This is a genomic window from Sutterella sp. AM11-39, from assembly GCF_003472385.1.
GTDB lineage: Bacteria > Pseudomonadota > Gammaproteobacteria > Burkholderiales > Burkholderiaceae_F > Duodenibacillus > Duodenibacillus intestinigallinarum.
The window spans coordinates 127,590-152,892 of record NZ_QRLV01000003.1 but is presented as its reverse complement, the minus strand read 5'-3'; the positions used below and the strand labels follow the sequence as shown (position 1 = coordinate 152,892).

Here is a 25,303-nt window from a genome sequence, read left to right as displayed (position 1 = left end):
AAGCTGTCAATTGGCCGAACGCGTTGTTTCACCCACAACGACCACAAAGAGCGTCGGACGTTCGGGCTTGACCATGCGCTGCGGATTAGGATCGATCACCAGACGCACGCGGGGACCGTCGGGACTCGCGTCAGCCGTGAGCGTTCTCACAAGCGAGTAGACCATAATCGCCGGCACGATCTGATAGCGAAGCGACTTGTCGGCACGCATCGCTCCGGAGAGGGCTTGGAAGTTCAAAAGCACCATGCCGAGCGCCGCAGCAATGAGGACGGCCACGAGACCGACGCGTTTGGCCGCGCGCCAGAGCATTTGACGAGTAAAAAGACCGGCAACCGAGACACGGGCTCGAGCCTTGGGGACAAAACTCAAAGAGATCCAGAGCAAAGGCGCCCACGAACAGAAAAAGACGGAAAGAGTACGCGGGCTCAGATATCCCAGAGCCTCATGCGTATCGGTTGCCAAGAAATTGCGAACCATGTCGGGCGTATAGGCGATGCCGTAAAGATAAGCGCCCGCAAAACCGACGGCGCCGACGGCGGACAACACCACGAGTACCGCACGAAACACCTTGGCCGGCAGCCAAGAAAACATTTCAAGCAACGCCACGGCAAGCAACCCGAAGGCCATGGCCGAGCCGATGAAAAGACTCACCTTGGTCCACGTCAGCACCTCGGGCAAACTCACCAACCGTGCGTACATGGGACTGTCGTATACGAGCGTCCACCAGATCGCCGTAAAGACAATGCAAGTCGTTTGGCTCACGAGCGGACGATCGGGCTTTAGTCGTCCCGTCTCGGTGGTATCGGCAATACGCCCCTTGAGTTCGATCCAAAACCTTTCGATCAGGTGGCCGCGGCTAAAGAACAGAAGGTAGATCGATGCTGCAAGCATCCAATCCACAAAGAAGGAAGCGAGCACGTGAGAAGCAAAGTGCATGCCGTCGGTCATGCGACCGAATCCCGCAATCGTTCCCGACAAAAGAACGAGACCGAAAGCCAGACGCGCAGCCTTGACGGACTTATCTCTGAAATAGAAATAAAGACCGAACAGGCAAAAACCGCTTCCGGCCGCCCCGCTCGGCCAACAGTTGCCGGGAATGCTTCCCAGGACAAACGCAGAAGCTACCGTCTTGATTTCATTGACGCCGCCGAACTCAACCGTCTTGGCCGGGCATGAGATCCCCGTGGAAATCTTCAGAAAATAGATTGCAAGCACGCAGGCGAGCATCGAAACGAGCAGATACATGAGCCGCAGCATCTCGGGTCTCGCCTCTTCTCTTGCCACGCGCGAAGACGATGTTTTCGCCCACAGGCGCGAGAGCTTACCCGCCGCACAAATCGCAATCAGAATCGAGAGATATTTCGGTGCCTGATGTAACAGCGGTTCCACCCACCATTGCGTCCTTCCCCACCAGACACCGTCACTGAAAAAGACCTCTGAGATAGCGATGTCAAGTGAATGCGGCGGCAGAAACCACAGCCTGGCAAAACCGAGCAATGGCAGCGCAAACCACAACAACAGCGAATACGGTCGAACGAGCTCAAAGCGACGCGGTGCGGCGACGGCATGAACTGTTGAAGTCTGAGGCTGGCAATCAAAGGTAAGAACTGCGGAAGTGGTGTCGGTCATGATGCAAGCGTTGAAAACAACGGCACTTTTGAGATGCGAACCATTTTTTCAATCGACCGACAAAAGCCTGTCAATCGTCTGTCAAATGGGCGTCAAAGACCGTGACGCAACGCAAGAAGAGGCGAGATTTCCGCGTGAAAAAAACGCGATGTCTCTAAACTTCCCGCAACAAAACCACTCGAAGGTACCTTCCCATGTCCATCAAAATTCTGGTTGTTGATGACAACTCCGACATCCTTGCCAATGTTGCCGAATATTTGGAAATGAAAGGATGGATCGTGGAGTGCAGCCTTACCTCGGCAGATGCCTGGGAGCGAGTGCATCGCAGCGACAACGACTTGATGATTCTCGATGTCGGCCTGCCCGGCATGGATGGCATGACGCTGTGTCGTCGCCTGCGCAGCGAAGGCAAAACGCTGCCGATTCTGATGCTCACCGCCCGCGATGCCATTGACGATCGCGTTGACGGATTGATGGCAGGTGCCGACGACTACTTGGTCAAGCCTTTTGCTCTGCGAGAGCTTGCCGCACGCGTCGAAACACTTCTGCGCCGCACGCTCGGCGCTACCAACAGCACGCTCACGGTGGGGCCGCTTACGATGAATCTGCGCACGCTCAAGGTCACCCGCAATCAGATCCCCATCAAGCTCAATCCGACGTGCCTGAAGATTTTGCGCAGCCTGATGTCAAGAAGCCCCGCTATCGTGAGCCGCGCACAACTCGAACTCGAAATCTGGCCCAACGATCAGCCCATGTCTGACAGCTTACGTGCAAACCTTTATCTGTTGAGACAGGCCATAGATAAACCGTTTGAAAACGAAGGCGCTCTGCTGCACACGCATCAGGGCTTCGGCTGGTCGACCGAAGCGCCCGAAGTCAAAACTGAAATCGAACCCGAAGCAAAGAGCGAAGCCCAAAATTCCCCGCACCCCCTTCCCCCTGAGGTTTCGCAATGTTTCTCACGAGCAACGCCAACCCAGTCGGGCTCAAGCGTCGTATCGCCTACGCCTTCGTTTTGCTGATTTCCTGCATGGCGATCGTCAGCGCCCTGGCGGTCAAAAACGCCTTTGAGTACGCGGAAACGACGCTTACCGGCGAATATCTGTCCGATATAAATGACGCCCTGATTCAAGTGCTCAACGAGGGCGGAGCCATTCGCATGCCGCTCACGATGAAGGTCTACTGCGACAATCCGGATTCCGGCATGGAGCCAGTTCCCGAGCGCTATAGATCCCTTGCCGAAGGATATTCGGAGGTGGCCGAACCTCCTGCCGTCTTTGCGTTCCGATCGCAATGGCAAGGACACGCCCTCGTGGTCGTGCGCGATCAGGAAAGCTTTGAGAAAACCGAGCAGAAGATGTGGCTCTTTTCCGCGATCACGGTGATTGCGGTCGTTTTTTTTTGCAACACTTTTGGGAACCGTGTTGTCTCGCCGCATCATGCGCCCGGTCGAGCGTCTTTCGGAGGCTGTTCGTGACGCTGCCGGCGGCAACCACTACAAAGCAATTCCACGCGAGATCATGACCAACGACGAAGTCGGAGCGCTCGCGCAACTGTGCGACTCGTCGATGCGGCGTCTGTACGACGCCTTAAAACGCGAAAAATCTTTTACAGGCGACGTGAGCCACGAACTGCGTACGCCCTTGACGGTCATTGAGACCTCATCGGAACTTCTGGAAATGACCGACCTCACCCCTCAGCAGTCGCGACAGGTAGACCGCATTCTGCGAGCTGTGAGTCAAATGCGCTCGCTTGTAACGCTTTTCCTGCAACTCGCCCGCACAGAGCGCAACATTCAGGGCCCGTCAACCGACAACGTTCGCGAACTCTTTACGGTCGTTGAGGAGGCTTGGAAACCGATTGCCGCCAAAAAGCAAGTGAAACTAAGCTTTGTGACCGCCGAGCGATGCCAAGGAAATTTCTCTCCTGTGCTGCTGGCAACCGTCATGAACAATCTCGTCAAAAACGCCGTGATGTACGTCTCCGATGGCGGCCGCATTGAAGTGATCGAAAAGCCCGACGGCTTTATGGTGGCCGACAATGGCCCGGGTATTCCGCCGGAAGATCGTAAACGCATCTTTGCGGCCTTCACGCGCGGTACCACCGCCCGCGGCAGCGGCGAAGGACTGGGACTTTCGATTGCGCTTCGCATTTGCGAACGGATGGGCTGGCAAATCCGGCTACTTGATCAGACCGATCGCAGCGAGAAACTGAGTTGGGCAACAGGCGCTGTCTTTGCCGTTACGCTCACAGGGAGCGCACCGGTGCGAAAGGACATGAACGCCGAAAACGGTTGACGCGTCCAGTCGCTTATTGAGGTCTGCAAAAAGCCCCGGAGACTCTCGAAAGTTCCGGGGCTTTGCTTTTTTCACGGAATCAACGCACTCGGACGTCAAATTCTTTAGGAAGCGGTTTCGTCACGTTCAGCACGGGAGGCACGGCGGCGTTCGAATTCCTTGAGCCAGCGCTTGCGCAAGCGAATGCTCTTGGGCGTGATTTCCACGAGTTCGTCGTCGTTGATGAATTCAACGGCGCTTTCGAGCGTCAGACGCACAGGCGGGACCAGACGGATGGCTTCGTCGGTGCCGGAAGCACGGATGTTGGTGAGCTGCTTACCCTTGATCGGGTTCACGACGATGTCGTTTTCACGGGAGTGTTCACCGATGATCATGCCTTCGTAGAGAGCATCGCCCGGATTCACGAACAGGCGGCCGCGTTCCTGGATCTTCCACAGAGCGTAAGCCACAGCAGCGCCGTCGTCCTGGCTGATGATGGCGCCGGAACGGCGTTCACCCACATCGCCCTGCTTGATCGGACCGTATTCGTCGTAGACGTGGCTCATGATGCCCGTGCCGCGGCACATCGTCATGAAGAGCGACTGGAAGCCGATCAGACCACGAGCCGGAATACGGTATTCGAGACGCACGCGACCCTTGCCGTCAGGCTGCATATCGGTGAGATCACCCTTACGGCGGCCGAGTTCTTCCATCACGGCGCCCTGGTGTTCTTCTTCAACGTCCACCGTCAGAAGTTCGTACGGTTCAAGCTTGACGCCGTCGACTTCCTTAAAGAGCACGCGCGGACGACCGACAGCGAGTTCGTAGCCTTCGCGGCGCATATTTTCAAGAAGAATCGTAAGGTGCAATTCACCGCGGCCGCAAACTTCCCAGCAGGTTTCGTCAGCAGTCGGACGCAGACGCATGGCCACGTTGCTCTTCAATTCACGTTCCAGGCGTTCACGAATCTGGCGGCTCGTCACGAACTTGCCTTCACGGCCTGCCAGAGGCGAGGTGTTCACCATGAAGCTCATCGTGAGCGTCGGTTCGTCCACGGAGAGCATCGGCAATGCTTCGGGGTGGGCCGGATCGGTAATGGTCGTACCGATGTTAAGTTCTTCAATGCCGTTCACGAGAACAATGTCACCAGCCTGAGCGCTTTCAACGATCTTCTTGTCGAGGCCTTCGAACTGCATGATCTGGTTGATCTTGGCGGGCTTGGGCGTGTCGTCCGGGCCGTTCATGATCATGACGCTCTGACCTGCCTTGAGCGTACCGCGGTGCACGCGGCCGATACCGATCTTACCCACGTAGCTCGAATAGTCGAGCGAGCAGATCTGCAGCTGCAGCGGTGCCTCTGCATCGTCTTCACGCACCGGCACGTACTTGATCACGGCGTCGAACACGGCGCGCATGTTGCCGATCTTCTGGAGTTCTTCGACGTCGTCGGTCAGGCCCGCGTAGCCGTTCAAAGCGGACGCGTAAATCACCGGGAAGTCGAGCTGATCTTCCGTGGCGCCGAGCTTGTCAAACAAATCGAACGTGGCATTGATCACCCAGTCCGGACGAGCGCCCGGGCGGTCGATCTTGTTGATCACGACGATGGGCTTCAGACCGGCGGCAAGAGCCTTGCGAGTCACAAAGCGAGTTTGCGGCATCGGGCCTTCGACGGCGTCGACCAACAGCAGCACGCCGTCGACCATCGACAGAACGCGTTCGACTTCACCGCCGAAGTCTGCGTGCCCCGGGGTGTCGATGATGTTGATGTGAATGCCTTCGTATTCAACGGCGCAGTTCTTAGCAAGAATCGTGATGCCGCGTTCCTTTTCCAGCGCGTTGCTGTCCATCACGCGTTCGTCGACCTGCTGGTTGCTGCGGAAAGTACCCGCGCACTGCAAAAGCTTGTCGACCATGGTCGTCTTGCCGTGGTCAACGTGCGCAATGATGGCAATGTTGCGAATTGCTCTAGTCATGTTTTACTCGTCCCCGTTCGTTTCGAGGTTTTCTGTTACTACAAATCGAATCAAGCGGTGAGGATGCAGAGTACCTCTTGCGTCCACCTTCACCGTTCCCAATAGTTCGCCCGACGAGCCGTATGCTCGCAACAGTTCGCCGTGGCGCGTGTCTTTCAGAGGCAGCCGCTGACCGTTTCTCAAGCGTTCGGTCTGTACCGCATCGAGCCGGACGCTACCGAGCGTCTGAAGCAGAAAATCCGCTCCCTTGAGAAGGGCACGGCGCTCTTGAACCGTTTTTTCTTTGTCGTCGATCACCGCAAAGGGGATCGCGTCGGCAATCTTCAAGTCTCCGACTTCGGTGCGCCGCAGACTTTCCAAATGGGCAAAGCACCCAAGTTTACGACCGATGTCGTCAGCCAGCACACGGATGTAGGTTCCTTTACTCACCCGGACATCGATTTTGGCCGTCTCGCTGTCAAACTCCATCAGTTCGAGATGGTGCACATGGACCTTTCTCGGATGGCGCTCAACTTCAATGCCGCGTCGCGCAAGATCATACAGATTTTTGCCGTCGCGTTTGATGGCCGAGTACATCGGCGGCACCTGTTCGATCTGGCCGGTAAATTCCGGCAAAAGCGCTTCAAGCGCTTGGCGCGTCGGACGCATGTCAGACGTTTCCGTCACCTCACCGGTCTTATCCATCGTATCGGTGCGCGCGCCGAAGCGAAGCACCGCTTCATAGCGCTTATCGGCATGCAAAAGATCGGCCGAATACTTGGTTGCGTTGCCGAAAGCCAGGGGCAAAAGCCCTGTCGCAAAGGGATCAAGGGTGCCGGTATGGCCGGCTTTCTGCGCATTGATCAAGCGGCGCGAGAGCTGCAGAGCCCAGTTAGAGCTCATGCCCTCGGGCTTATCCAGCAACAGCACGCCGTCGACTGCGTCGCCCTTCTTGCCCATTACTCGGCTTCCTCTTTACTCGTGTCGCTTTCGGCGACGCGCGTCTGACGCATCGCCTCGTTGATGACGCGATCCATTTCAAAACCGCGCTCCACGCTCGTATCGTGCACAAAGTGCAACGTCGGAACAGTGTGAATGCGAAGCTTCTTGAAAATCTTGTTGCGCAGCATGCCGGCGGCGGCCGTAAGGCCTGCCGTGCACTGAACAGGATCGGAACCGATCACCGTGAAAAAAACACGGGCATGAGCGTAGTCGGGCGTGATTTCGCAGCCGGTGATCGTCACCAGACCCACACGGGGGTCGCGCACCTCCAGCGGAATGATCTCCGCGAGGTCTCGGGCGATCTGCTCGGCGACACGTTGGCCGCGGCCGGGCTTGGCTTTTTGCATAAAAATTTCGTCCTTTTTTAACTTCACAAACGCCGCCGACATCGCTGCCGGAGGCGTTTGCTGTTTGAGTGTTTGCGAGGGCTCGGGCGTCGTTATAGGGCCCCCTGAGCCGATTCTCCGTTAGAGCGTACGAGCGACTTCCGTCACCTCGAAGATTTCGAGCTGGTCGTTGACCTTGATGTCGTCATAGCCCTTGAGGCTCAGACCGCATTCGCTGCCGGCCTGAACTTCGCGAACGTCGTCCTTGAAGTGCTTCAGACTGGCGAGTTCGCCGGTCCAGATCACCACGTTGTCGCGCAGGAGTCGAGCGCTGGCATTGCGGCGAACCACACCTTCGAGCACGCGGCAGCCGGCAATGAGACCGACCTTGGGCACACGGATGACCTGACGGATTTCCAGCAGACCGAGCGCCGTTTCCTTCTTCTCGGGCGAGAGCATGCCGCTCATGGCTGCACGGACTTCGTCGACGGCATCGTAAATGATGTTGTAGTAGCGAATGTCCACGTCTTCCTGCTCGGCAAGCTTGCGGGCCTGCTGATCGGCACGCACGTTGAAGCCGATGATGACCGCCTTGGAAGCCGCAGCCAGGTTGACGTCGGTTTCCGTAATGCCGCCCACGGCGCTGTGCACGACCTGAACGCGCACTTCTTCCGTGGAGAGCTTCGTGAGAGCATGCACCAGAGCTTCGGTCGAACCCTGCACGTCGGCCTTGATGATGAGCGGAAGGGTCTTGACTTCGCCCTGGCCCACATCGGCAAACATGTTTTCGAGCTTCTGAGCCTGCTGACGGGCGAGCTTGACTTCGCGGTACTTGCCCTGACGGAAGAGAGCCACTTCACGGGCCTTGCGTTCGTCGGGCACCACAAGCAGTTCGTCGCCGGCGGACGGCACGTCGGACAGACCCTGGATTTCCACCGGGATGGAAGGACCGGCCGAGGTGACCTGGCTGCCCAATTCGTTGATCATCGCGCGCACACGGCCGAAGCACTGGCCGGCCAGAACGATGTCGCCCTTTTGCAGCAAACCGGACTGAACCAGAATGGAAGCCACAGGACCGCGGCCCTTGTCGAGTCGGCTTTCGATCACGAGACCCTTGGCAGGGCCCTTGTCGGCGGCCTTGAGTTCGAGCATTTCGGCCTGCAGCAGCACGTTTTCAAGGAGGTCGTCGACGCCCTTGCCGGTCTTGGCGGACACCGGGCAGAACGGCACGTCGCCGCCGTATTCTTCCGGCAGCACTTCGTTTTGCACGAGTTCGCCCTTGACGCGTTCAATGTTGGCTTCGGGCTTGTCGATCTTGTTGATCGCCACCACAAGCGGAACACCGGCGGCACGAGCGTGCGCAATGGCTTCCTTGGTCTGGGGCATCACGCCGTCGTCGGCGGCCACCACCAGAATCACGATGTCGGTTGCCTGAGCACCGCGGGCACGCATGGCCGTAAAGGCTTCGTGGCCCGGAGTGTCGAGGAAGGTCACGATGCCGCGCGGGGTCTTGACGTGGTAGGCACCGATGTGCTGGGTAATGCCGCCGGCTTCGCCTGCAGCCACCTTGGCACGACGGATGTAGTCAAGCAACGATGTCTTACCGTGGTCAACGTGACCCATGATGGTCACGACCGGCGGACGCGGCACTTCCGGATACTGTTCCAGGTTGCTTTCGAGTTCGCCCAGCAACGATTCCGGATCGTCGGCCTTGGCGGCAAGTGCCTTGTGGCCCATTTCCTCGACGATGATCATCGCCGTTTCCTGGTCGAGCATCTGGTTGATCGTCACCATCTGGCCCATCTTCATGAGGGTCTTGATGACTTCGGTCGCCTTCACGCTCATCTTGTGAGCCAGATCGGCCACCGAGATCGTTTCGGGAACGGTCACTTCACGCACCACGGGCTCGGTCGGCATCTGAACCTGACGCTGTTCGTGCTTGTGGCTCTTGCGACCGCGGCTGTGCCAGCCGCTCGACTCGTCGCTGTCAACCGCACCGCGGGTCTTCATGCCGCCGCGACGTCCGCCGCGGTCTTCGTCGCCCCAGCGATCGTTGCCCTTGGCAGCCTGCTTACGGCCCTTGCCGTTTGCCTTGCCTTCGTTCTTTTCGGGCTTGTTGGCAGCGGGCTTCTCAGCCTTCTGGTTCTTCTGAGCGGGCTTTTGCTGCGCATTCTGCGGCTGAGCCTTCTTAGCCTCTTCATTGCGGTCAGTCTTGTCACCGCGGTCAGCCTTGGCCTTGAGAACGGTCTTAGGCTTGGCAAGCATCGCGCGGATGGCTTCGGCTTCTTCCTGAGCCTTGCGACGGGCTTCCTGACGGCGAGCTTCGAGTTCGGCCTTCTCGGCGGCAGCTTTTTCGGCAGCAGCCTTTTCAGCAGCCGCTTTCTTGGCAGCTTCAGCTTCGCGCTGAGCCTTCTTTTCTGCCTCAGCCTGAGCCTGACGGGCCTTCTCGGCAGCAGCCTTTTCAGCGGCGGCCTTTTCGGCAGCAAGCTTGTCGGCTTCGGCCTGACGAGCGGCGGCTTCCGCCGCGGCCTTTTCAGCGGCAGCCTTTTCGGCAGCGGCCTTTTCTTCGGCCGCCTTCTTAGCAGCGGCTTCCTCAGCAGCCTTCTTGGCTGCTTCTTCGGCAGCGAGCTTTGCTTCGGCTTCGCGCTTGGCGGCCTCGGCGGCTTCAGCCTCCTGCTTTTCCTTGAGTTCGCGATCGAGTTGAGCCTTGGCCTGCGCTTCGATTTCGGCACGCATCGCTTCGGCGGCGCGGTTCTTCACAAACACGCGACGGCGACGCACTTCGACCTCAATCGTGCGGGCTCCGCCCTGACCGTCGTTCTGACGAATGGTGCTCGTTTCGCGACGCGTCACGGTGATCTTGCGGGGAGCGGCCACGCGTTCCTGACGCAGACTGTCGAGAAGCTGACGCTTGTCGGCGTCGCTGATTTCGTCGTTGACAGTCTTCACTTGAACGCCTGCAGCCTTAAGCTGGGACAGAAGCGTGTCAGCCGAAACCTTCAGTTCGCGGGCAAATTCATTAACAGTATTGTTTGCCATGTGTTTTATCTCTCCTGCCGCCGCTTGCGAGCGCCTTCCCCCGAGGGATGGAATTTATTCCCGCTGCTCGTTTCGCGAACGGCTTCAATTGGTTTTCGTTCTGACTTCTGTCTTATTCTTCAGTCCAGCGGGCACGTGCGGCCATAATCAAAGCGCGGGCATCTTCTTCAGCGATGCCGCCCTTTTCCATGAGTTCTTCCGTGTCCAAATCAGCCAGGTCGTCAGCGGTCTTGACACCTTCGCTCACGAGTCGGCTGGCAAGGTCGTGATCCATGCCTTCGAGTTCGAGCAGCGAAGCGTCGGCCTGACGCAGGTTTTCTTCGCGCTTAAGGGCGCGAGCCAGAAGCACGCGGCGAGCGCGTTCACGCAGATCGGCAACGGTAGCTTCGTCGAAGATACCCAGTTCCACGATTTCCTGTTCGGGCACGTAGGCGAGTTCTTCGAGACTGTAGATGCCATCCTGAACAAGAGCGGCGGCATCTTCCTGCGACATATCGAGCTCGGTCATGAACTCTTCGCAGGCCACGCGATCTTCCTCTTCCTGCTTCTTGTTGGCTTCTTCTGCTGTCATGATGTTGATCTGCCAGCCGGTGAGTTCGCTTGCCAGGCGCACGTTCTGACCGCCGCGGCCGATGGCAATGGCGAGGTTTTCCTCGTCAACCGTCACGTCCATGCTCTTGGCTTCTTCGTCGGCCACAACCTTGGAAACCTTGGCGGGCTTGAGTGCTTCGACGATGTATTGAACCGGGTTTTCGTCCCAGCGCACCACATCGATGCGTTCGCCGGCCAGCTCGTTGGTCACGGCCGTCACGCGCGAGCCGCGGATGCCGATGCAGGTGCCGACGGGTTCGACGCGCTTGTCATGGCTCATCACGGCAATCTTGGCGCGGGAGCCGGGATCACGGGCCGTAGCCTTGATTTCCACGGTGCCCTCTTCGATTTCCGGCACTTCGAGCTCAAAGAGCTTCTTGATGAATTCATTGCAGGCGCGAGACAGGATAACCTGCTTGCCCTTGTTGGTTTCGTCGACGCGAAGCACGTAGGCGCGGACGCGATCGGAGTTGCGCAGGTTTTCGCGCGGAATCATTTCGCTCTTGGGCAAGCGGGCTTCCAGGCGGCCGATTTCGATGATGGCGCCTTCCTTGTCGGAGCGCTTGACCTGGCCGGAGATCACCTTTTCATCGCGAGCGAGGAACTCATTGAGAATCTGTTCGCGTTCGGCGTCACGCAGGCGCTGCAGGATGACCTGCTTGGCGTCCTGGGCAAAGCGGCGGCCGGAAGTGTTGATGTTTTCAATCGGCTTTTCAATGTAGTCGCCCACTTCGAGTTCCGGATAATCGTCGTGGATGTCCGAGAACATTTCCTCGCGATCGGGCTGCTGCAGGCCCTGATCGTCGCTCACGATCACCCAGCGGCGAACGGCACTCCAGTCGCCCGTGTTGGGATCGACGCGAACGGCGACGTCAGCATCCTCACCGGGAAACTGAGCCTTCTTCACAGCGCTTGCCAGCGCGATTTCGAGTACGCCGAAAACGGCGGATTTTTCAACGTTCTTTTCGCGTGCAAGGACGTCGACCATATCGAGCATTTCGCGGCTCATTCGTGTTTCCCCTTAAAGTCAAGTTCAGCAATCAAATTGGCGCGATCGACATCGTTAATGCCGAACGTCACGTGCACCGGATCGGCCTTGGGTTTGGCAGCCTTGCCCGATTGGCGGGACTTGGCAGCCTGACTCGGCGTGCGTGCAATATCCAATTCTTCAAACGAAAACGAAATCACTTCGTTGCCGGGTTCACCCTCGATGCCAAGAATGATGCCGTCAAGTTTGCGACGGCCGGCTTCCGGAAAGCCCTCGGCCTTCATCGGTTCATAAAGTTCGACGTGCGCCGGGCGGCCGACGAAGCGGGCCCATTCGCTCGCGCGCTTGAGCGGGCGCTCCACACCGGGACTGGCCACTTCCAGACGTTCGTAGTCAATACCCTCGACCGTAAAGAGGGCTGTGATCTGATTGCTCACGGCTTCGCAATCGTCCACGCCAACGCCGCCTTCGGCCTGGCTGTCGATCGTGATGCGCATGAGTCCGCGGGGCAGACGCTCGAAGTCAACGAATTCGTACCCGAGACCCTGCACCGTTTCTTCAACGATTCGCGTGATTTCAGCAGTTGATTTCTGCATGTATCCGTTTGTAGAAAAAATCCAAAAAAAAATGGGCGCAATGCCCATCCCTAACCCCATCCAACATGGGTGCCTGCCACAATTTTTCAGCTCCGAAAAGCTGATTGCCGCAGACAATATAGCGAGGGCCCTCGAATGGGAATTTCAAAAAATTCTCACTTCGAAGGCGCGTCGCGGATTATACAGTTTTTTCTTTGAAATTCAAGGATTTTCGACAAAAATTTCGTCGACAAATTCCTCAAATTTCACTTAACGGCGCTTGCCGAAGCCTTTGCCCTTGCCGGAGCCCTTCGACTTGCCGAATTTGCCGCCTTTCTTGAACGGAGGCGGCATCACGTCATCGGTTCGAGCAAGCGCCCGTCCGTAGGCACCCTGGGCGGCGCCGAGGCTACCGCTGGCAATGTAGTTGACCGTGCTCAGCATCGGATCGGGGATGCGCTCGGGCTTGCGGTTGAAACTGCGGCCGGTGTTTTTCTTGCCTCCGACCTTCTTGACTGCAGGCTTCTTGCCGCCCGTCGAAGACGTTGCGGCATTGAGCTGCGCCATCCAGGCCTGCACCCAGTCGGGCTTGAGCTCGCGGGTCGTGCCGCGCGCAAGATCAGCGGGCAATCGAACTGCACCATAGCGCACACGAATCAGGCGGCTCACCGTCAGGCCGACGGCAGCAAACATGCGGCGCACCTCACGGTTGCGGCCCTCGCTGATGCGAACGAGATACCAGCGGTTGAGATTGTCGCCGCCCTTTTCTTCGAGCATCGAGAAGTGAGCCGGACCGTCGTCGAGCTCCACCCCGGTCGTCAAGAGTTCTTTGGCTTCGTCGGTCATGACGCCCGCCGCGCGTACGGCGTATTCGCGCTCGATTTCATAGCGAGGGTGCATCAGACGATTGGCAAGCTCTCCGCTCGTCGTAAAAAGCAGCAACCCTTCGGTGTTGAAGTCCAGACGTCCGACGGCAATCCAGCGGGCGCCTGAAATCTTGGGCAGATTATCAAAGACGCTCGGACGCCCCTGCGGATCGCGCATACTCACGATCTGGCCGGCGGGCTTGTGATAGACAAGCACGCGCGGAGCCTTGGGCTGCTTACCTTGTGCCATGCGCTTGACGATACGACCGTTCAAACGAACGATGTCGCCGGGCATCACGCGCTGCCCCAGGAAAGCGGGTTCGGAATTCACCGAGATGCGACCTTCGACGATGAGCTGCTCCATATCGCGGCGGCTGCCCAGACCGAGATCAGCGAGCACCTTGTGCAGCTTTTCGCTCTGTTTGACGAGTTCGTTTTTCTTGGCGGCCTTACCCTGAGCAAGCACCTTCGGGTCGAAAATCTGAGCGGCGCAAAGTTCGGCATCAATTGCGGGAGCATCTTCCGGAACGGCCATGCCTTCGTCCTCGAACGGTTCCTCGCGGACGCGCTTGTTGCGACGGAACTTACCGCGGCCTTCGACGCGCTTTTCCTTCTTGTCGGACACCTTCTCCTGAGGCATATCGACTTCCGCCTCGGGTTCGGGCTGAGGCAAAGTCTCTTCAACCGCTTCGATAACCTCAGCTTCAGTCTTTGCCTTCGTCTTACGAGCACGCGTCTTCTTGACGGGAGTTTCTTCGGCTGCCGCCTCCTCTGCTTTCTTCGCTCGGCGAGTGCGCTTGGGTTTGGCGGGGACTTCCTCTTCAGGCTTAGCCTCTTGCGGGGCCGCTTCCTGCGTTGCCTCGGGAATAGCTTCATCGGCTTTCTTGCGGCGCGTCACGGTACGACGCTTGGTCGCGGGCTTCTCTTCTTCCCGAACCGTTTCAGCGACAACCTCTGCGGCAGGTGCTGCAACCTCCTCGGTCTTACGGCGACGCGTCACCTTGCGCTTGGGTTTCTCCTCCGCCGGCGCAGCGACAACTTCCGTCGTCGGTTCGACAACCGCCTCGGTTTCGGCCTTCACTTTGCGCGTACGCACAGCGCGGGGTTTCTTGACAGGAGCTGCTTCGGAGCTTTCAGCTTCGGTCTTGACCGTACGGCGGCGAACCACGCGTTTCTTCGGTTCGGCTTGCGCCTCGACCGCGACTTCGTTCAGGCTGTCTTCTCGTGTAGTAGGCATAGCTTTAAGTGTCTCTGACTGTACTCTTTATTCAGTGTCGACTTTTTCCGGAGTCTGACCGTCGGCGTCGGATGCCCCTTCTTGGGCTTGTGCTTGACTCGCTTCGTCGGTCGGCTCGTCACCGAACACCAATTCAAATTCTTTGCTTTGCGGCATGTCGCCGGACAAAGGCGGCAGATCCGCGAGGGACTTCAGTCCCAAATCGTCCAAAAACTGCTGCGTCGTGGCAAACAGCGCCGGGCGACCGGGCGACTCTCGGTGCCCGACAATTTCAATCCACCCTCTTTCCTGCAGCTGTCGCACCACATTGGGATTGACCGCCACGCCGCGAATGTCTTCAATATCGCCGCGCGTTGCCGGCTGACGGTACGCAATGATGGCAAGCGTCTCCATCACGGCACGCGAATACTTGGGCATTTTCTGATCGCTCATGCGAAGCAGGTATTCACCCACAGCCGTTGATGTGACAAACCCCCAACCGCTTGCAGTTTCGACCAGTCGCAAGCCGCGCTCTTTCCAGTGTTCGGAAAGCTCGTTCATGGCTTCAAGCAGCTCCGTCTGCGTAAGCCGACCGGCAAACAGGCGCGAAAGATCCTCGAGCGTCAACGGCTGAGGACTCGTAAGAAGCGCTGCTTCAATGACGTAACACGGTTGCAAAGTGTCTGCCACGGTTGTGTCGTTGCGTGTTGATCGTGTTCGAAATCCGTTCTCTTCATAAACACGCTTTGCACCTACCGCTACGCTTATTGAGCGAAGGTTAGCAAAATCGGATTCGACACGGTTGGAAAAACTGTCGTTTTCTTTGTCGGGCGCCTTAGTCGGCATAGCCCTCAAAGCTTGTCGGATCGCTTTCGATTGAGAGCCGTCTCGGCCTTGCGATCTCTACGAAAGTGAAGCCCCGATTAACGATGTGATATCAGGCCGCTTTTCTCACCTTCGGCTGCGGCAACAATCTTAATGCAATCGCTGCCGAAATTTGCGGATTGTTTTTACCCAGTTTGGAAAATTCAGAATTTTGTTCCCCAGTTTTTTTTCCTTTCAAACCGGGGTAACAAAACGGGAATTCCTAGGCCGCAAAATTTTGTCTCGAATTCTTTCGTTGATTAGTTTATTCAATAAAATCAACAACTTAAGAAAGCTCCAGACAAAAAGAAAGCTCCCGATTTCGGAAGCCTCTCTTGCGTGGATGGTGCGCCAGGCAGGATTCGAACCCACGACCCCCTGGTTCGTAGCCAGGTACTCTATCCAACTGAGCTACTGGCGCACATCTCAGATTTTTCCGCCTCGCTTTTTTGCGAAGCGGGGCGCATTGTATCGCCTGCTTTCGACTTATGCAAGTCTTTTTGAAAAATTTCTTGCTTACAGCTCAAATCGCCTCGAAACTGCCGTCGCATCGGGGATCCGACGCTCCCGTCACCACACCGTCGGCAGCTTTGCTCACTGCCCCCGCGTGCCCCATCGTGTCGCTGTAAGCCTCCGTAAGCACTTCCACGTCGTGCCCACGCTCAATCAAACTTCTGACGACCCCTGCAGCAAACCGAGACTCCAAACGAAGCTTTGCGGTATTGTCGCCCCAGGTTCTGCCGATGAGCCAGCGAGGTTCAGCAATGGCCCGATCCAACGGCATGCCAGCCAAATGCCGCAGGATGACCGCGGCCTGCGTTTGCGGCTGGCCTTCTCCGCCCATCGTGCCGTAGGCAATCACGCGACCGTCATTGGTCACCGCCATCGCCGGGTTGAGTGTATGAAACGGCAGCGCTCCGGGACGCAATGCGCTCGGAAGTCTCTCGTCAAAGCTAAACGCACAACCGCGGTTTTGCATCGTCACGCCCGTGTCTTTGAGCACAAGGCCGCTGCCGTACTCCCAATAGATGCTCTGAATGCAGCTCACCACCGTACCGTCCGTGTCGGCTGCACCGAACCAGACCGTATCGCCCATAGCCTGCTGTTCGTCAAAACAGCAAGCTTTGCCGGGATCAAAGGACTTGGCAAGGGTGTCGAGCGATTGCGCCGACAGAAAGCTCTGCGTGGAAGCCGTCATTGCTCGCGGATCACCCACGTGTTTGTTGCGCCAGGCAAAAGCAAGTTTCGTCGCTTCGACGGCCGCGTGCACAAAAGCCGCCATATCGTCGGGCTTGGCCCCGAAACGCTCCATCAGCCCCAAAATCGCAAGCGAAGATACGCCTTGCGTAGGCTCCGGAAGATTGTAGAAATCCTGCCCGAACGCTCTCAAATGCAAAGGCTTGACGATGCGTGCTCGGCATGCGGCAAAGTCTTCGGGCGTCAGCAGACTGCCCGCATCGGCCAACTCCCTGCAGATCTGTGCTGCGACATCTCCTTCGTAGAAATCATCCAATCCGGCTTCTGAGAGTCGCTGCAGCGTGCGAGCCAAAGCGCTCTGGCGAAGCGTCTCGCCCTTTGTCCAAGGCAAGCCTTCGGAGTTGAGAAAGACTTCGGCAAAACCGGGGCACGACCTGAGACTCTCAAGCGCTGCCCTCGTTGTTCGCTCTTGGCTTGCCGAAACCGGAAAACCATTGGCGGCAAATACGACGGCAGGATTAAGAATGTCCTTGAGCGGCAGTCGTCTCGGATGCTCCGGCAGACTCAGAAGCGCTTGCCAGCCGCGGATCGTACCCGGAACTGTGACGGCAGCAAGCGCTCCGCGTGGTGGAAGCGCTTCAAAACCGCGAGACTTGTATAAGTCCACCGTTGCGCGCCCTGCCGCCTGTCCGCAGGCAAGCACCCCCACTGGAGCACAGTCCTTTTTCTTGATCAGCCAAAAGCTGTCGCCGCCGACCGCGTTCATATGCGGGTATACGACGGCAAGGCTTGCCGCCGTAGCAACCGCCGCTTCGAGCGCCGTGCCGCCCGCTTCAAGAATCTGTCGCCCGGTTTGAGCCGCCAGAAAGTGCGGCGCACTGACACCGGCCTGCGGCAGAGATTTCTGAATAGTCATCGCCGTTGAAAAAAGAAATCGCGGCCTCGACAGCCAAACGGGTCGAAACCGCGAATCAAACAACCAACCGAAGGGTCAGAGGAATTACTTCTTGGCCACCGACTTACGCGTCGTGGTCTTGCGAGCAGGCTTTTGAGCCTCTTCGCTCTTTTCTTCCTTCACGGCAGCCTTCTTGGCCGTCGTCTTCTTTTCGGTCGTTTCAGACTTTTTAGCTGCCGTCTTGCGAGCGGCCGGCTTCTTTTCTTCGGCTTCTTCAGCCGGTTCAGCCTTGGCAGTCACCTTGCGCGTGGTCTTCTTGGCGGGAGCCTGTTCAGCCTCTTCGACAGCCGGCTCTTCCTTCTTGGCAGCCGCCTTCTTAGTGGTCGTCTTCTTGGCGGCGGTCTTCTTTTCGCCGGCTTCGAGCTTGACGCCGAGAAGGACAGAAAGCTTCACGGATTCCTTCAGAAGTTCGGCGCTCGAATCGATGAGCTCCTGGAAAGCCTTCTGAGAAACCTTCGGGGTCTTGCCGCCAAGCTGGCCGGAAATTCCCTTCATGGCAGTCGCCAGGCGAGCATGAGCCGCCAAAAACGTCTGGAGAACCTGTTCATTCATTGCGCTAGCCATCTTTTAATGCTCCTTGTATGGCACTTGTTGTTTGCTGCAAACGGTTGCGACCGTCAGAATGCCGAGCGTCTGCACACCGGCCAGCAAACATTCTGAATTCTGTGTATCTGTTCGGGCATTGATCGGAAATTGCCCATGTCAGGCCGCATTATAAATGTCCGCTCTTTTGCGTTCCTGAAAACAAACGAACTCGCAGCACCCACACACAGCGAAAGTCACAGCCCGACAGATGCAAAAAACCCGCAGACTAAAGAATCTACGGGCTCTAAAAACTGGCGGAAGGGGTGGGATTTGAACCCACGATACGGTATAACCGTATACCGGATTTCGAGTCCGGCGCATTCGACCACTCTGCCACCCTTCCGTGTCGGTCGTTGTCATATTGTGAGGCGCGCATCTTAACAAAAGATTTGTGTTTTTGCACGCGCCTCTCGAAATTTTTTCGCATCAATCGATCGGACGATGGTTCGGGAAAAGCTTGCCCCACCTTCTGAGAAAACCGTTGGCCATGCGTCCGGCAAAAAGAGCGGAAATGAGCGTTCCTTCGCGAACGCCGTAAATCGTCCCGAAAAAGAAGAGACTCATGCTGACGGAAATCGCCACAAGGAAAACGTCGACGGACGTGCGAATGGTTCCGAACGAGCCTCCGAATCGATGCATGACAGCAATCACAACCCCTTCAGGAGGCAACACCAACAAACGCGCAAAGACCATGGCCGAAACGCCGAGTCCCGTGAGGCACGTACCGAGAAACACCTGCATGAAGGCCCACCCATAATTGGTGGGTTCAAGAAAGCTCGTCACCCACATTGCAACGTCAAAAACCGCGCCGAAGAACGCGCAGACGGGCAGCTGCTTGACGGCCTTGACCATAAGGTTCTTCGGGTCGACCAGGCACTGGAGTACAAAGAAAAAGACGTTCGTGAGGAAAACGAAAAGACCCATGGAAAGACCAGTCTGGCGACTGAGCACAATGGCCGCGGAGCTCACGGTACCGGTGCCGAGCCCGGCGTGGGTCACGATGGCAATGCCTAATGACAGCACAACCAAGCCGAAAAGAAAAATCAGAACTCTTGAAAGCATCTCACCCCTCGGAAACAAAACGACGCGGCCGCGATCGAAAAGCGATTTATTCCTGTCTGTTAGCAGATTTCTAAGATCGGGCCGAAAAAGAGCTGTTGCATTTTAGACACACCTCCTGTTTTCAGCATCAGCAAAAAGAAGTAGGCGAAACCCCGTGCACGGCGGGATAACGAGCAGAGAAAACGAGAAAATCCAACAGAATGCAGTCGTGTTACGTGCGCTTGCATCCTTTTGACGGCGAGCAAGCCACTCACGCGGCATAATTTCGTTAAAAGCGGCGCGTTCGTCTCGAACGGGCCGCGTGTTGACGTCCTCAGAAAACAAGGTACGAACAGTGTTTCAGTTTCAGTTGATGACGCCCATCGTGTGGCTCACCCGACTCCTGGTCGGCGCCTATCCCCAGTGGGAAGGCTGCAAGCCCTCGAAGCGCCAACGCATTTATTTCGCCAATCACACCAGTCACCTCGACACGATTGTGATCTGGACTTCACTGCCAAGCATTCTGCGCCGCCATACGCGACCGGTGGCTGCCAAAGACTATTGGGATCACGGCCTGTTTCGCAAGCGCATCGCCATGAAAGAGTTGAATGTCGTGCTCATCGACCGCAAGCGCACCGAGCACGCCGATCCGCTTGGTCCTCTGAAGGATGCGCTGCGCGCCGGCGACTCGCTCATCATCTTCCCGGAAGGCACCCGCCGTCCGCAGCCGTTGCCGAGCGAATTCAAAAGCGGCATCTGGCGTCTGATGCGCGAGTTCCCCGAAGTCGAGCTCATTCCGGTGTACATCGAAAACCTGCACCGTGCCATGCCCAAGGGCGTATACATTCCGGTGCCCACCATTTGCTCGGTGCATTTCGGCGCTCCGCTTGAGCACAGCCCCGATGATCCCAAGGAAGTATTCCTCACCCGCGCTCGTCAGGCCGTGATTGACCTCGCGCAACAGCAGTAAAGGAGGCACCAAAAAAATGATGCGACTCGGTATCAGCCTCCAGGAAGGCTATCTGATCATTCTGGCCACGCTCATCGTTCTGCAAGGCGCAGGCACCATCTACGGACTGTGGGCGCAGGGGCGCGCTGCCACGCCCGAAGCCGTTCGCCGTCTGGCCGTTGCCAATTCGCGCGTGCGCATGGGGTGGTGGCTGATCATCGTCTTTACGGTGGCTTGGTGGTGGGGCATGGCCTCGCTGGTCGTGCTCTTTGCGATTTTCTCCTTCTTCCTGCTGCGAGAATTCATCGCGTTGACTCCGATTCGGCACACCGACCATTGGGTGCTGGTGGTGGCGTTCTATCTGGCGATCCCCGCTCAGTATGCATTGGTTTACTTCAACCTCACACACGTCTTCACGCTCTTTATCCCGGTGTACCTGTTCCTGGTGCTGCCCGTCATCGCCGCCATGAGCCACGACACGGAACGCTACCTTGAGCGCGTCGCCAAGGTTCAGTGGGGTCTGATGATCTGCGTGTTCTGCGTAAGTCACGCACCGGCCATCGCCACGCTCGACTTTGAAAGCCGTAAGACGTCAGGCGAACTGATGCTGCTCTTTTTCCTCATCATCGTGTTCCTCGCCGACCTTTTCTCGGTGCTCGCCAGTTCCGCTCTGGGAGGCAAGGCGCTGAAGATGAACCCGAACAAGACCGTCAAGGGCCTCACCGTCGGCTCGTGCCTGGCGGTGATCGCAGGCATTGGGCTTTATTGGCTTACGCCCTTCTCGATTCTGCAGACGGCGCTCTACGCGCTTGCCATTGTTCTCTCGTGCATCATGGGCGACATGGTCATCAGCTCGGTCAAGCGCAGCCTCGGCTCCAAGTCTTGGGAAAGCGAGTTCTACATCGGTCGAGGCATCATCGAACGCCTGGCGCCGCTCACATTTGCCGCGCCCGTGTTCTATCATCTGACGCTCATTTTCCAAAACTTCGCTCATTTCCCGAGCATCAATTGACCGCATCCTCGCGGTAAACTCTGAGGCGCAGGATTTTCGTCAAAGAGTCCTGCGCTTTTTGTTTGGAGTCACGTCTTTTTTCCGTGTCTTCTTACTAACCCACACACCATAACCCGGAGCTTTGACGTCAAACAGGCCGGATTTTCAAGGATTGCACCATGCCCACGAATCAGTACGAAACGCTTCTTGAACACTGCTACAAAACCGGGGTCGACAAAAGCGACCGCACGGGCGTCGGCACGCGTTCCGTATTCGGCTATCAGATGCGATTCAATCTTGCCGAAGGCTTTCCGCTCGTGACAACCAAGAAGCTTCACATCCGTTCCATCGTTCACGAACTGCTGTGGTTCCTCTCGGGGTCGAGCAACATTAAGTATCTGCACGACAACGGTGTGTCGATTTGGGACGAATGGGCCGACGAAAACGGCGATCTGGGCCCGGTCTACGGCGTTCAGTGGCGCAGCTGGCCTGCTCCCGACGGCCGCAAGATCGATCAGATCAGCAACCTCATCGAAGGCATCAAAAAGAACCCCGACAGCCGCCGTCACCTGGTTGTCGCATGGAACCCGGCCGAAGTCGACAAGATGGCTCTGCCGCCGTGCCACTGCCTCTTTCAGTTCTACGTGGCAAACGGCAAGCTCTCCTGCCAGCTCTATCAGCGCAGTTGCGACATCTTCTTGGGCGTGCCATTTAACATCGCCAGCTATTCTCTGCTCACGCACATGGTGGCGCAGCAATGCGATCTCGAGGTGGGTGACTTCGTCTGGACGGGCGGCGACTGTCACATCTACAAGAACCACTTCGAGCAGGTCGAGCTGCAGCTTTCCCGCACGCCGCGCGCGTACCCGAAGCTTGTGATCAATCGCAAGCCCTCCTCCATCTTCGACTACAAGTTCGAAGACTTCGTGATCGAAGGCTACGACCCCTGGCCGCACATCAAGGCCCCGATCGCCGTCTAAACGACCGAACGAGGCACTGTTTCAGTCGACTTCTGCCGGCAGCTCTCAAACACAGGCGACGATCTGCGCCACGGCGCGCGTGAGTTTCTTGAGGTAATCAAGCCTCAGCATCTCGTTGGGCCCGTGCGCGTTGGATTCCGGTCCGAGGACGCCGGTAAGCAGGTATTGAGGCGACCCGAAGAACTTGTCAAAAAGCGGCAGGATGCCAATCGAGCCGCCGCAACCGCAATACACCGGTTCTGTACCGAAGCACTCTTGTGCGGCATCGGCAACCGCCCGTGCAAAACGAGGCATTTCCTGCGGCGCATTCCAGCCGCCTTCTGCGTGCGCATTTTCCACTGTCACGCGGCAGCCGAACATCGGCTTTTCCGTGAGCGTTTCAGTAAGCCATGCCAACGCTTTAGCTCCGTCTGCCGTGGGCGGCAGGCGCACGGAAAGCTTGAGCTTTGTAAACGAGCGCAGCACGTTTCCCGCTCCATCAACGGGCGGAATACCTTCGGCGCCCGTCACACAAAGTTGCGGCTTCCAGGTATTCATCACCACCGCTTCAAACGGATCAGAACTTCTGGCGTGCGTGCCGTTGGCCCAGGGAATGTCGGCAAAAACGCCCTCTCCCACCGTTTCTGCGTACCGCTTCATTTGTTCCAGGCGAACCGCAGGAATTTCCACGTTGAGCGCGTCGGCGGACATTTCACCGGTCTGCGCATTTTCAATGCGATCAAGAAGAGCTCGGGCAATCATGAAGGAGCTCGGTGCAATTCCCGATGTCAGCCCCGAGTGCATACCGTGTTCGGCCACCTTGACGTTGAGCGTCAACACCGCCGCACCGCGGAAACTCACCGTCGACCACAGATGCTCATAGTCTGCGCCGCCGCAGTCCATGACCACTACGAGTCCAACGTTCCCGAACCTCTCTCGACACGTCTGCATCCAATACTCAAAGTCGCGCGAGCCGCACTCTTCGTCCGTCTCGTACAATCCGACGATGCGGCCGTGCGGGAGGCCCGCTTTTTCAAGCGCATGCAGAGCCACCATCGCGGCGTAAAAGTTGTAGCCGTCGTCTGCGGCACCGCGTCCGTAAAGACGTTCACTCTCAAGCGTCGGTTCAAAAGGCTTGCGCCCGTTGCTCCAACCTTCGCCTTCGGGCTGCTTGTCAAAATGGCCATAGAAGAAAACTGCAGGCGCCTCGTCGTCTCGGGTTGCCGGGATATCGAAGAAAAGGGCCGGCGTACGTCCCGGTTCGGTCAACACCTCGAAGACGGCATCAGGAAAAAGGCTTTGTCCCCACTCTGCCGCCTTGCGGCAAGCCTGCCGCAAAAAGCCATTGACCTCCCAATCGACATCGAAATCCTTGGATTTGCACGGGATTCGAACATAGTTCTGAAGTTCGGCAAGCGCCTCGCCCTGCCAGGCGTTCTCCACGGCTTCCTTAATCGACTTTCGGTCTTTGTCATTCAATTCGACGGCTGCTTTGATCATCTTTATTCCGCCCTTGTGCTTGTTTTGCCTTTCGTAACGTCGCCATCGGCGTGCAGTTTTGACTCTAGCACGATTTTTCAGGCCGAAATTTGTTAGATTTCGCCTCGAAAAACACTGTGTTTACCCGAACAGACAACCACTTCGAGATCACTATGGCTCAACTTGCAATCATCGTTGCGCACGCTCAAAACGGCACGATCGGACTCGCGGGCAACATGCCCTGGCGCCTGCCCGAAGACCTCAAGCATTTCAAGGAAGTCACCATGGGACACCCCGTCATCATGGGACGCGTGACGCACGAATCAATCGGCCGCCCTCTTCCCGGGCGCGACAACATCGTCATCAGCCGCAATCCTGACTACCGCCCGGAAGGCTGCCGCACGGCAACCTCGCTTGAAGAAGCAGCCGGCATGATCAAGAACGACGAACTTGCCTTCGTAATCGGCGGCGCGCAGATCTATGCGCAGGCCCTCAAACTTGTCGACACCTGTTGGATCACGGAAATTCAGGCCGAGTATCCGGGCGACGCCTTCTTCGGCCCCTTGAGCCTCGAAGAGTGGGATCGTGAAGTTCTCTCGGAACTTCCCGCCAACGAAAAGCGCCCTGCCCTTACTTTCTGCATTTTCCGCCGCAAGCACTAAACTTCGGGAAACGATTCGGCCGGTAGTATCGTCATGTCGCCGCTTTTTACGCTGTTTCTGGTCACAAGCTTTGCCAACATCGCCACGCCCGGCATCGGTGCGGTCATGGCGGTCAACCTCGGGCTCTCCCAGGGGTGGAAAAGAGCCATTCCGGGGTGTCTGGGCATCGCAATCGGCATCGCCTTTCTCTTTGTGATCGCGCTTTCGGGCACTGGCGCCGTACTCGCCACCCACCCGGCGGCTTTCTCCGTGATTCAGCTCATCGGCGCGGCCTTTCTCGCGTACCTGGGCATTCGGTCGATTCTCAAAAAACCGAAGCACGCCTCCCTGATCGGGCGTCACGACGAACAAACCGAAAGCGGTTTTTCTCAGTTCATGAAGTGCGCGGCGATCTCAGCGGCCAATCCGCAGCCCATCATCTTCGGTCTGACGGTGCTTCCTTCCTTCATCGACCCGACTTTCTCCTACGTCTTTCAGTCGGCCGTGATGATCGCGATCTACGCTCTGATCGTTTTCGTGATGATGATGGCCTACGCGATTCTGGCCGCACACGCCCGCGTGTTTTTGAGCGGGCCGCGGGGACCGCGCGTGATCAACTGCATTTCGGGCGTCGTCTTTTTGTTTTTGGCAGCCTTTTTGCTCTATCGAGCGCTCGCGCTCTGAGCTCGAAAGAAGCGCCCAAGTCGCATTTTTTGATCAGCCTCGGCGAAAAAAGTTTCGGCTACAATACCTGATTCAATTCGTCGGTCTTTTGCACACACGCGCACGAATTGAACCGAATATCCAACCCATACGAGATACCAAAAGAAAATGACTCACGTTGTTTGCGAAGCCTGCATCAACTGCAAGCGCACTGACTGTGTGGACGTCTGTCCGGTTGACTGCTTCCACGAAGGCCCCAACTTCCTCGCAATCGATCCCGACGAATGCATCGACTGCGCCGTGTGCGTGCCCGAATGCCCCGAAGGCGCCATTTTTGCCGAGGAAGACGTCCCGGCCGATCAGCTCGACTTCATCCAGATCAATGCCGAGCTCTCGCACCAGTGGCCCTCGATCACCCGCAAGAAGCCCTACCCGGACGATGCGGATGAATGGGTCAACGTTCCCAACAAGCGCCAGTACCTCAAGCGCTGATTCTTTCTCAGGCACACTTACAGGCTC

General features: G+C 57.4%; 21 protein-coding genes, 2 tRNA genes and 1 pseudogene. 9 read left to right on the top strand and 15 right to left on the bottom strand.

Going from position 1 to position 25,303, the window contains the following annotated elements; translation table 11 throughout:
* Positions 1-6 precede the first annotated feature (6 nt).
* Positions 7-1,629: a phosphoethanolamine transferase domain-containing protein gene (locus DW133_RS03985; protein WP_118275347.1), complete on the bottom strand. Its 1,623-nt coding sequence runs from the start codon at positions 1,627-1,629 to the stop codon at positions 7-9.
* A gap of 200 nt (positions 1,630-1,829) precedes the next feature.
* Between DW133_RS03985 and DW133_RS03980 the strand changes: the two are divergent.
* From DW133_RS03980 to DW133_RS03970, 3 genes and pseudogenes are all read left to right on the top strand, one after another.
* Positions 1,830-2,486: pseudogene (locus DW133_RS03980) on the top strand (response regulator transcription factor); the annotation flags it as partial.
* A gap of 95 nt (positions 2,487-2,581) precedes the next feature.
* Complete coding sequence (locus DW133_RS03975; RefSeq protein ID WP_147408861.1) at positions 2,582-3,106, top strand: hypothetical protein; 525 nt, start codon at positions 2,582-2,584, stop codon at positions 3,104-3,106.
* Positions 3,051-3,926: a HAMP domain-containing sensor histidine kinase gene (locus DW133_RS03970; RefSeq protein ID WP_147408860.1), complete on the top strand. Its 876-nt coding sequence runs from the start codon at positions 3,051-3,053 to the stop codon at positions 3,924-3,926. Before DW133_RS03975 ends, DW133_RS03970 begins: the two co-directional genes overlap by 56 nt.
* A gap of 104 nt (positions 3,927-4,030) precedes the next feature.
* Here DW133_RS03970 and typA read toward each other — a convergent pair whose 3' ends face one another.
* The 13 genes from typA to DW133_RS03900 form a co-directional block, all read right to left on the bottom strand.
* The gene (gene typA / locus DW133_RS03965) at positions 4,031-5,878 is read right to left on the bottom strand and encodes a translational GTPase TypA (protein ID WP_118275344.1); all 1,848 of its coding nucleotides are present in this window, start codon (positions 5,876-5,878) and stop codon (positions 4,031-4,033) included.
* Between the two features lie 3 nt (positions 5,879-5,881).
* On the bottom strand, positions 5,882-6,817 hold the full coding sequence (gene truB, locus DW133_RS03960; RefSeq protein ID WP_118275343.1) for a tRNA pseudouridine(55) synthase TruB: 936 nt from the start codon (positions 6,815-6,817) through the stop codon (positions 5,882-5,884).
* Positions 6,817-7,206 carry a 30S ribosome-binding factor RbfA gene (rbfA, locus tag DW133_RS03955; protein WP_118275438.1) on the bottom strand — a complete coding sequence of 130 codons (390 nt, stop codon included), beginning with the start codon at positions 7,204-7,206 and terminating at the stop codon, positions 6,817-6,819. The genes truB and rbfA overlap by 1 nt, the downstream gene beginning before the upstream one ends.
* Before the next feature lie 120 nt (positions 7,207-7,326).
* Positions 7,327-10,224: a translation initiation factor IF-2 gene (infB, locus tag DW133_RS03950; RefSeq protein ID WP_118275342.1), complete on the bottom strand. Its 2,898-nt coding sequence runs from the start codon at positions 10,222-10,224 to the stop codon at positions 7,327-7,329.
* Positions 10,225-10,336: 112 nt separating this feature from the next.
* On the bottom strand, positions 10,337-11,824 hold the full coding sequence (gene nusA / locus DW133_RS03945; RefSeq protein WP_118275341.1) for a transcription termination factor NusA: 1,488 nt from the start codon (positions 11,822-11,824) through the stop codon (positions 10,337-10,339).
* Complete coding sequence (gene rimP / locus DW133_RS03940) at positions 11,821-12,399, bottom strand: ribosome maturation factor RimP (protein ID WP_118275340.1); 579 nt, start codon at positions 12,397-12,399, stop codon at positions 11,821-11,823. Before rimP ends, nusA begins: the two co-directional genes overlap by 4 nt.
* Before the next feature lie 249 nt (positions 12,400-12,648).
* Positions 12,649-14,481 (bottom strand): pseudouridine synthase, encoded by a 1,833-nt coding sequence (locus tag DW133_RS03930; protein ID WP_233542103.1) that lies wholly within the window; start codon positions 14,479-14,481, stop codon positions 12,649-12,651.
* A 27-nt stretch (positions 14,482-14,508) separates the two neighbouring features.
* Positions 14,509-15,150, bottom strand: coding sequence for an SMC-Scp complex subunit ScpB (gene scpB, locus DW133_RS03925; RefSeq protein WP_199588788.1), 642 nt, complete (start codon positions 15,148-15,150; stop codon positions 14,509-14,511).
* A gap of 518 nt (positions 15,151-15,668) precedes the next feature.
* Positions 15,669-15,745: transfer RNA gene (locus DW133_RS03920), tRNA-Arg, on the bottom strand.
* 102 nt (positions 15,746-15,847) lie between these two features.
* Positions 15,848-17,437 carry a gamma-glutamyltransferase family protein gene (locus DW133_RS03915; RefSeq protein ID WP_118275337.1) on the bottom strand — a complete coding sequence of 530 codons (1,590 nt, stop codon included), beginning with the start codon at positions 17,435-17,437 and terminating at the stop codon, positions 15,848-15,850.
* An 84-nt stretch (positions 17,438-17,521) separates the two neighbouring features.
* Positions 17,522-18,040 carry a hypothetical protein gene (locus DW133_RS03910; protein ID WP_147408859.1) on the bottom strand — a complete coding sequence of 173 codons (519 nt, stop codon included), beginning with the start codon at positions 18,038-18,040 and terminating at the stop codon, positions 17,522-17,524.
* 273 nt (positions 18,041-18,313) lie between these two features.
* Positions 18,314-18,404: transfer RNA gene (locus tag DW133_RS03905), tRNA-Ser, on the bottom strand.
* A gap of 83 nt (positions 18,405-18,487) precedes the next feature.
* A complete protein-coding gene (locus DW133_RS03900) occupies positions 18,488-19,123 on the bottom strand; it encodes a YitT family protein (RefSeq protein ID WP_118275335.1) in 636 nt (211 codons plus the stop codon).
* A 352-nt stretch (positions 19,124-19,475) separates the two neighbouring features.
* Between DW133_RS03900 and DW133_RS03895 the strand changes: the two genes are divergently transcribed.
* From DW133_RS03895 to DW133_RS03885, 3 genes are all read left to right on the top strand, one after another.
* Positions 19,476-20,072: a 1-acyl-sn-glycerol-3-phosphate acyltransferase gene (locus tag DW133_RS03895; RefSeq protein ID WP_118275436.1), complete on the top strand. Its 597-nt coding sequence runs from the start codon at positions 19,476-19,478 to the stop codon at positions 20,070-20,072.
* A gap of 16 nt (positions 20,073-20,088) precedes the next feature.
* The gene (locus tag DW133_RS03890) at positions 20,089-21,063 is read left to right on the top strand and encodes a phosphatidate cytidylyltransferase (RefSeq protein ID WP_233542102.1); all 975 of its coding nucleotides are present in this window, start codon (positions 20,089-20,091) and stop codon (positions 21,061-21,063) included.
* Between the two features lie 158 nt (positions 21,064-21,221).
* Positions 21,222-22,022, top strand: a complete 801-nt coding sequence (locus DW133_RS03885; RefSeq protein WP_118275334.1) for a thymidylate synthase — start codon at positions 21,222-21,224, stop codon at positions 22,020-22,022.
* A gap of 45 nt (positions 22,023-22,067) precedes the next feature.
* Here the strand turns inward: DW133_RS03885 and DW133_RS03880 are convergent, their stop codons facing one another.
* Positions 22,068-23,501, bottom strand: a complete 1,434-nt coding sequence (locus tag DW133_RS03880; RefSeq protein ID WP_118275333.1) for a M20/M25/M40 family metallo-hydrolase — start codon at positions 23,499-23,501, stop codon at positions 22,068-22,070.
* A gap of 152 nt (positions 23,502-23,653) precedes the next feature.
* On the opposite strand from DW133_RS03880, the gene DW133_RS03875 reads away from it, so the two are divergent.
* The 3 genes from DW133_RS03875 to fdxA all read left to right on the top strand — a co-directional run bounded on the left by DW133_RS03875 (position 23,654) and on the right by fdxA (position 25,276).
* On the top strand, positions 23,654-24,142 hold the full coding sequence (locus DW133_RS03875; RefSeq protein ID WP_118275332.1) for a dihydrofolate reductase: 489 nt from the start codon (positions 23,654-23,656) through the stop codon (positions 24,140-24,142).
* Positions 24,143-24,175: 33 nt separating this feature from the next.
* A complete protein-coding gene (locus DW133_RS03870) occupies positions 24,176-24,805 on the top strand; it encodes a LysE family translocator (RefSeq protein ID WP_118275331.1) in 630 nt (209 codons plus the stop codon).
* 147 nt (positions 24,806-24,952) lie between these two features.
* The gene (gene fdxA, locus DW133_RS03865) at positions 24,953-25,276 is read left to right on the top strand and encodes a ferredoxin FdxA (RefSeq protein ID WP_118275330.1); all 324 of its coding nucleotides are present in this window, start codon (positions 24,953-24,955) and stop codon (positions 25,274-25,276) included.
* Positions 25,277-25,303: the final 27 nt, after the last annotated feature.

Excerpts from the sequence above, each read along its gene's own strand:
- DW133_RS03875 (WP_118275332.1), top strand. The coding sequence starts at position 23,654 with ATGGCTCAACTTGCAATCATCGTTGCGCACGCTCAAAACGGCACGATC.
- DW133_RS03885 (WP_118275334.1), top strand. The coding sequence starts at position 21,222 with ATGCCCACGAATCAGTACGAAACGCTTCTTGAACACTGCTACAAAACC.
- rimP (WP_118275340.1), bottom strand. The coding sequence starts at position 12,399 with ATGCAGAAATCAACTGCTGAAATCACGCGAATCGTTGAAGAAACGGTG.
- DW133_RS03985 (WP_118275347.1), bottom strand. The coding sequence starts at position 1,629 with ATGACCGACACCACTTCCGCAGTTCTTACCTTTGATTGCCAGCCTCAG.
- DW133_RS03975 (WP_147408861.1), top strand. The coding sequence starts at position 2,582 with ATGTTTCTCACGAGCAACGCCAACCCAGTCGGGCTCAAGCGTCGTATC.
- truB (WP_118275343.1), bottom strand. The coding sequence starts at position 6,817 with ATGGGCAAGAAGGGCGACGCAGTCGACGGCGTGCTGTTGCTGGATAAG.
- DW133_RS03930 (WP_233542103.1), bottom strand. The coding sequence starts at position 14,481 with ATGCCTACTACACGAGAAGACAGCCTGAACGAAGTCGCGGTCGAGGCG.
- DW133_RS03880 (WP_118275333.1), bottom strand. The coding sequence starts at position 23,501 with ATGATCAAAGCAGCCGTCGAATTGAATGACAAAGACCGAAAGTCGATT.
- infB (WP_118275342.1), bottom strand. The coding sequence starts at position 10,224 with ATGGCAAACAATACTGTTAATGAATTTGCCCGCGAACTGAAGGTTTCG.
- DW133_RS03915 (WP_118275337.1), bottom strand. The coding sequence starts at position 17,437 with ATGACTATTCAGAAATCTCTGCCGCAGGCCGGTGTCAGTGCGCCGCAC.
- DW133_RS03895 (WP_118275436.1), top strand. The coding sequence starts at position 19,476 with ATGACGCCCATCGTGTGGCTCACCCGACTCCTGGTCGGCGCCTATCCC.
- DW133_RS03890 (WP_233542102.1), top strand. The coding sequence starts at position 20,089 with ATGATGCGACTCGGTATCAGCCTCCAGGAAGGCTATCTGATCATTCTG.
- nusA (WP_118275341.1), bottom strand. The coding sequence starts at position 11,824 with ATGAGCCGCGAAATGCTCGATATGGTCGACGTCCTTGCACGCGAAAAG.
- DW133_RS03870 (WP_118275331.1), top strand. The coding sequence starts at position 24,176 with ATGTCGCCGCTTTTTACGCTGTTTCTGGTCACAAGCTTTGCCAACATC.
- typA (WP_118275344.1), bottom strand. The coding sequence starts at position 5,878 with ATGACTAGAGCAATTCGCAACATTGCCATCATTGCGCACGTTGACCAC.
- DW133_RS03900 (WP_118275335.1), bottom strand. The coding sequence starts at position 19,123 with ATGCTTTCAAGAGTTCTGATTTTTCTTTTCGGCTTGGTTGTGCTGTCA.
- rbfA (WP_118275438.1), bottom strand. The coding sequence starts at position 7,206 with ATGCAAAAAGCCAAGCCCGGCCGCGGCCAACGTGTCGCCGAGCAGATC.
- fdxA (WP_118275330.1), top strand. The coding sequence starts at position 24,953 with ATGACTCACGTTGTTTGCGAAGCCTGCATCAACTGCAAGCGCACTGAC.
- DW133_RS03910 (WP_147408859.1), bottom strand. The coding sequence starts at position 18,040 with ATGGCTAGCGCAATGAATGAACAGGTTCTCCAGACGTTTTTGGCGGCT.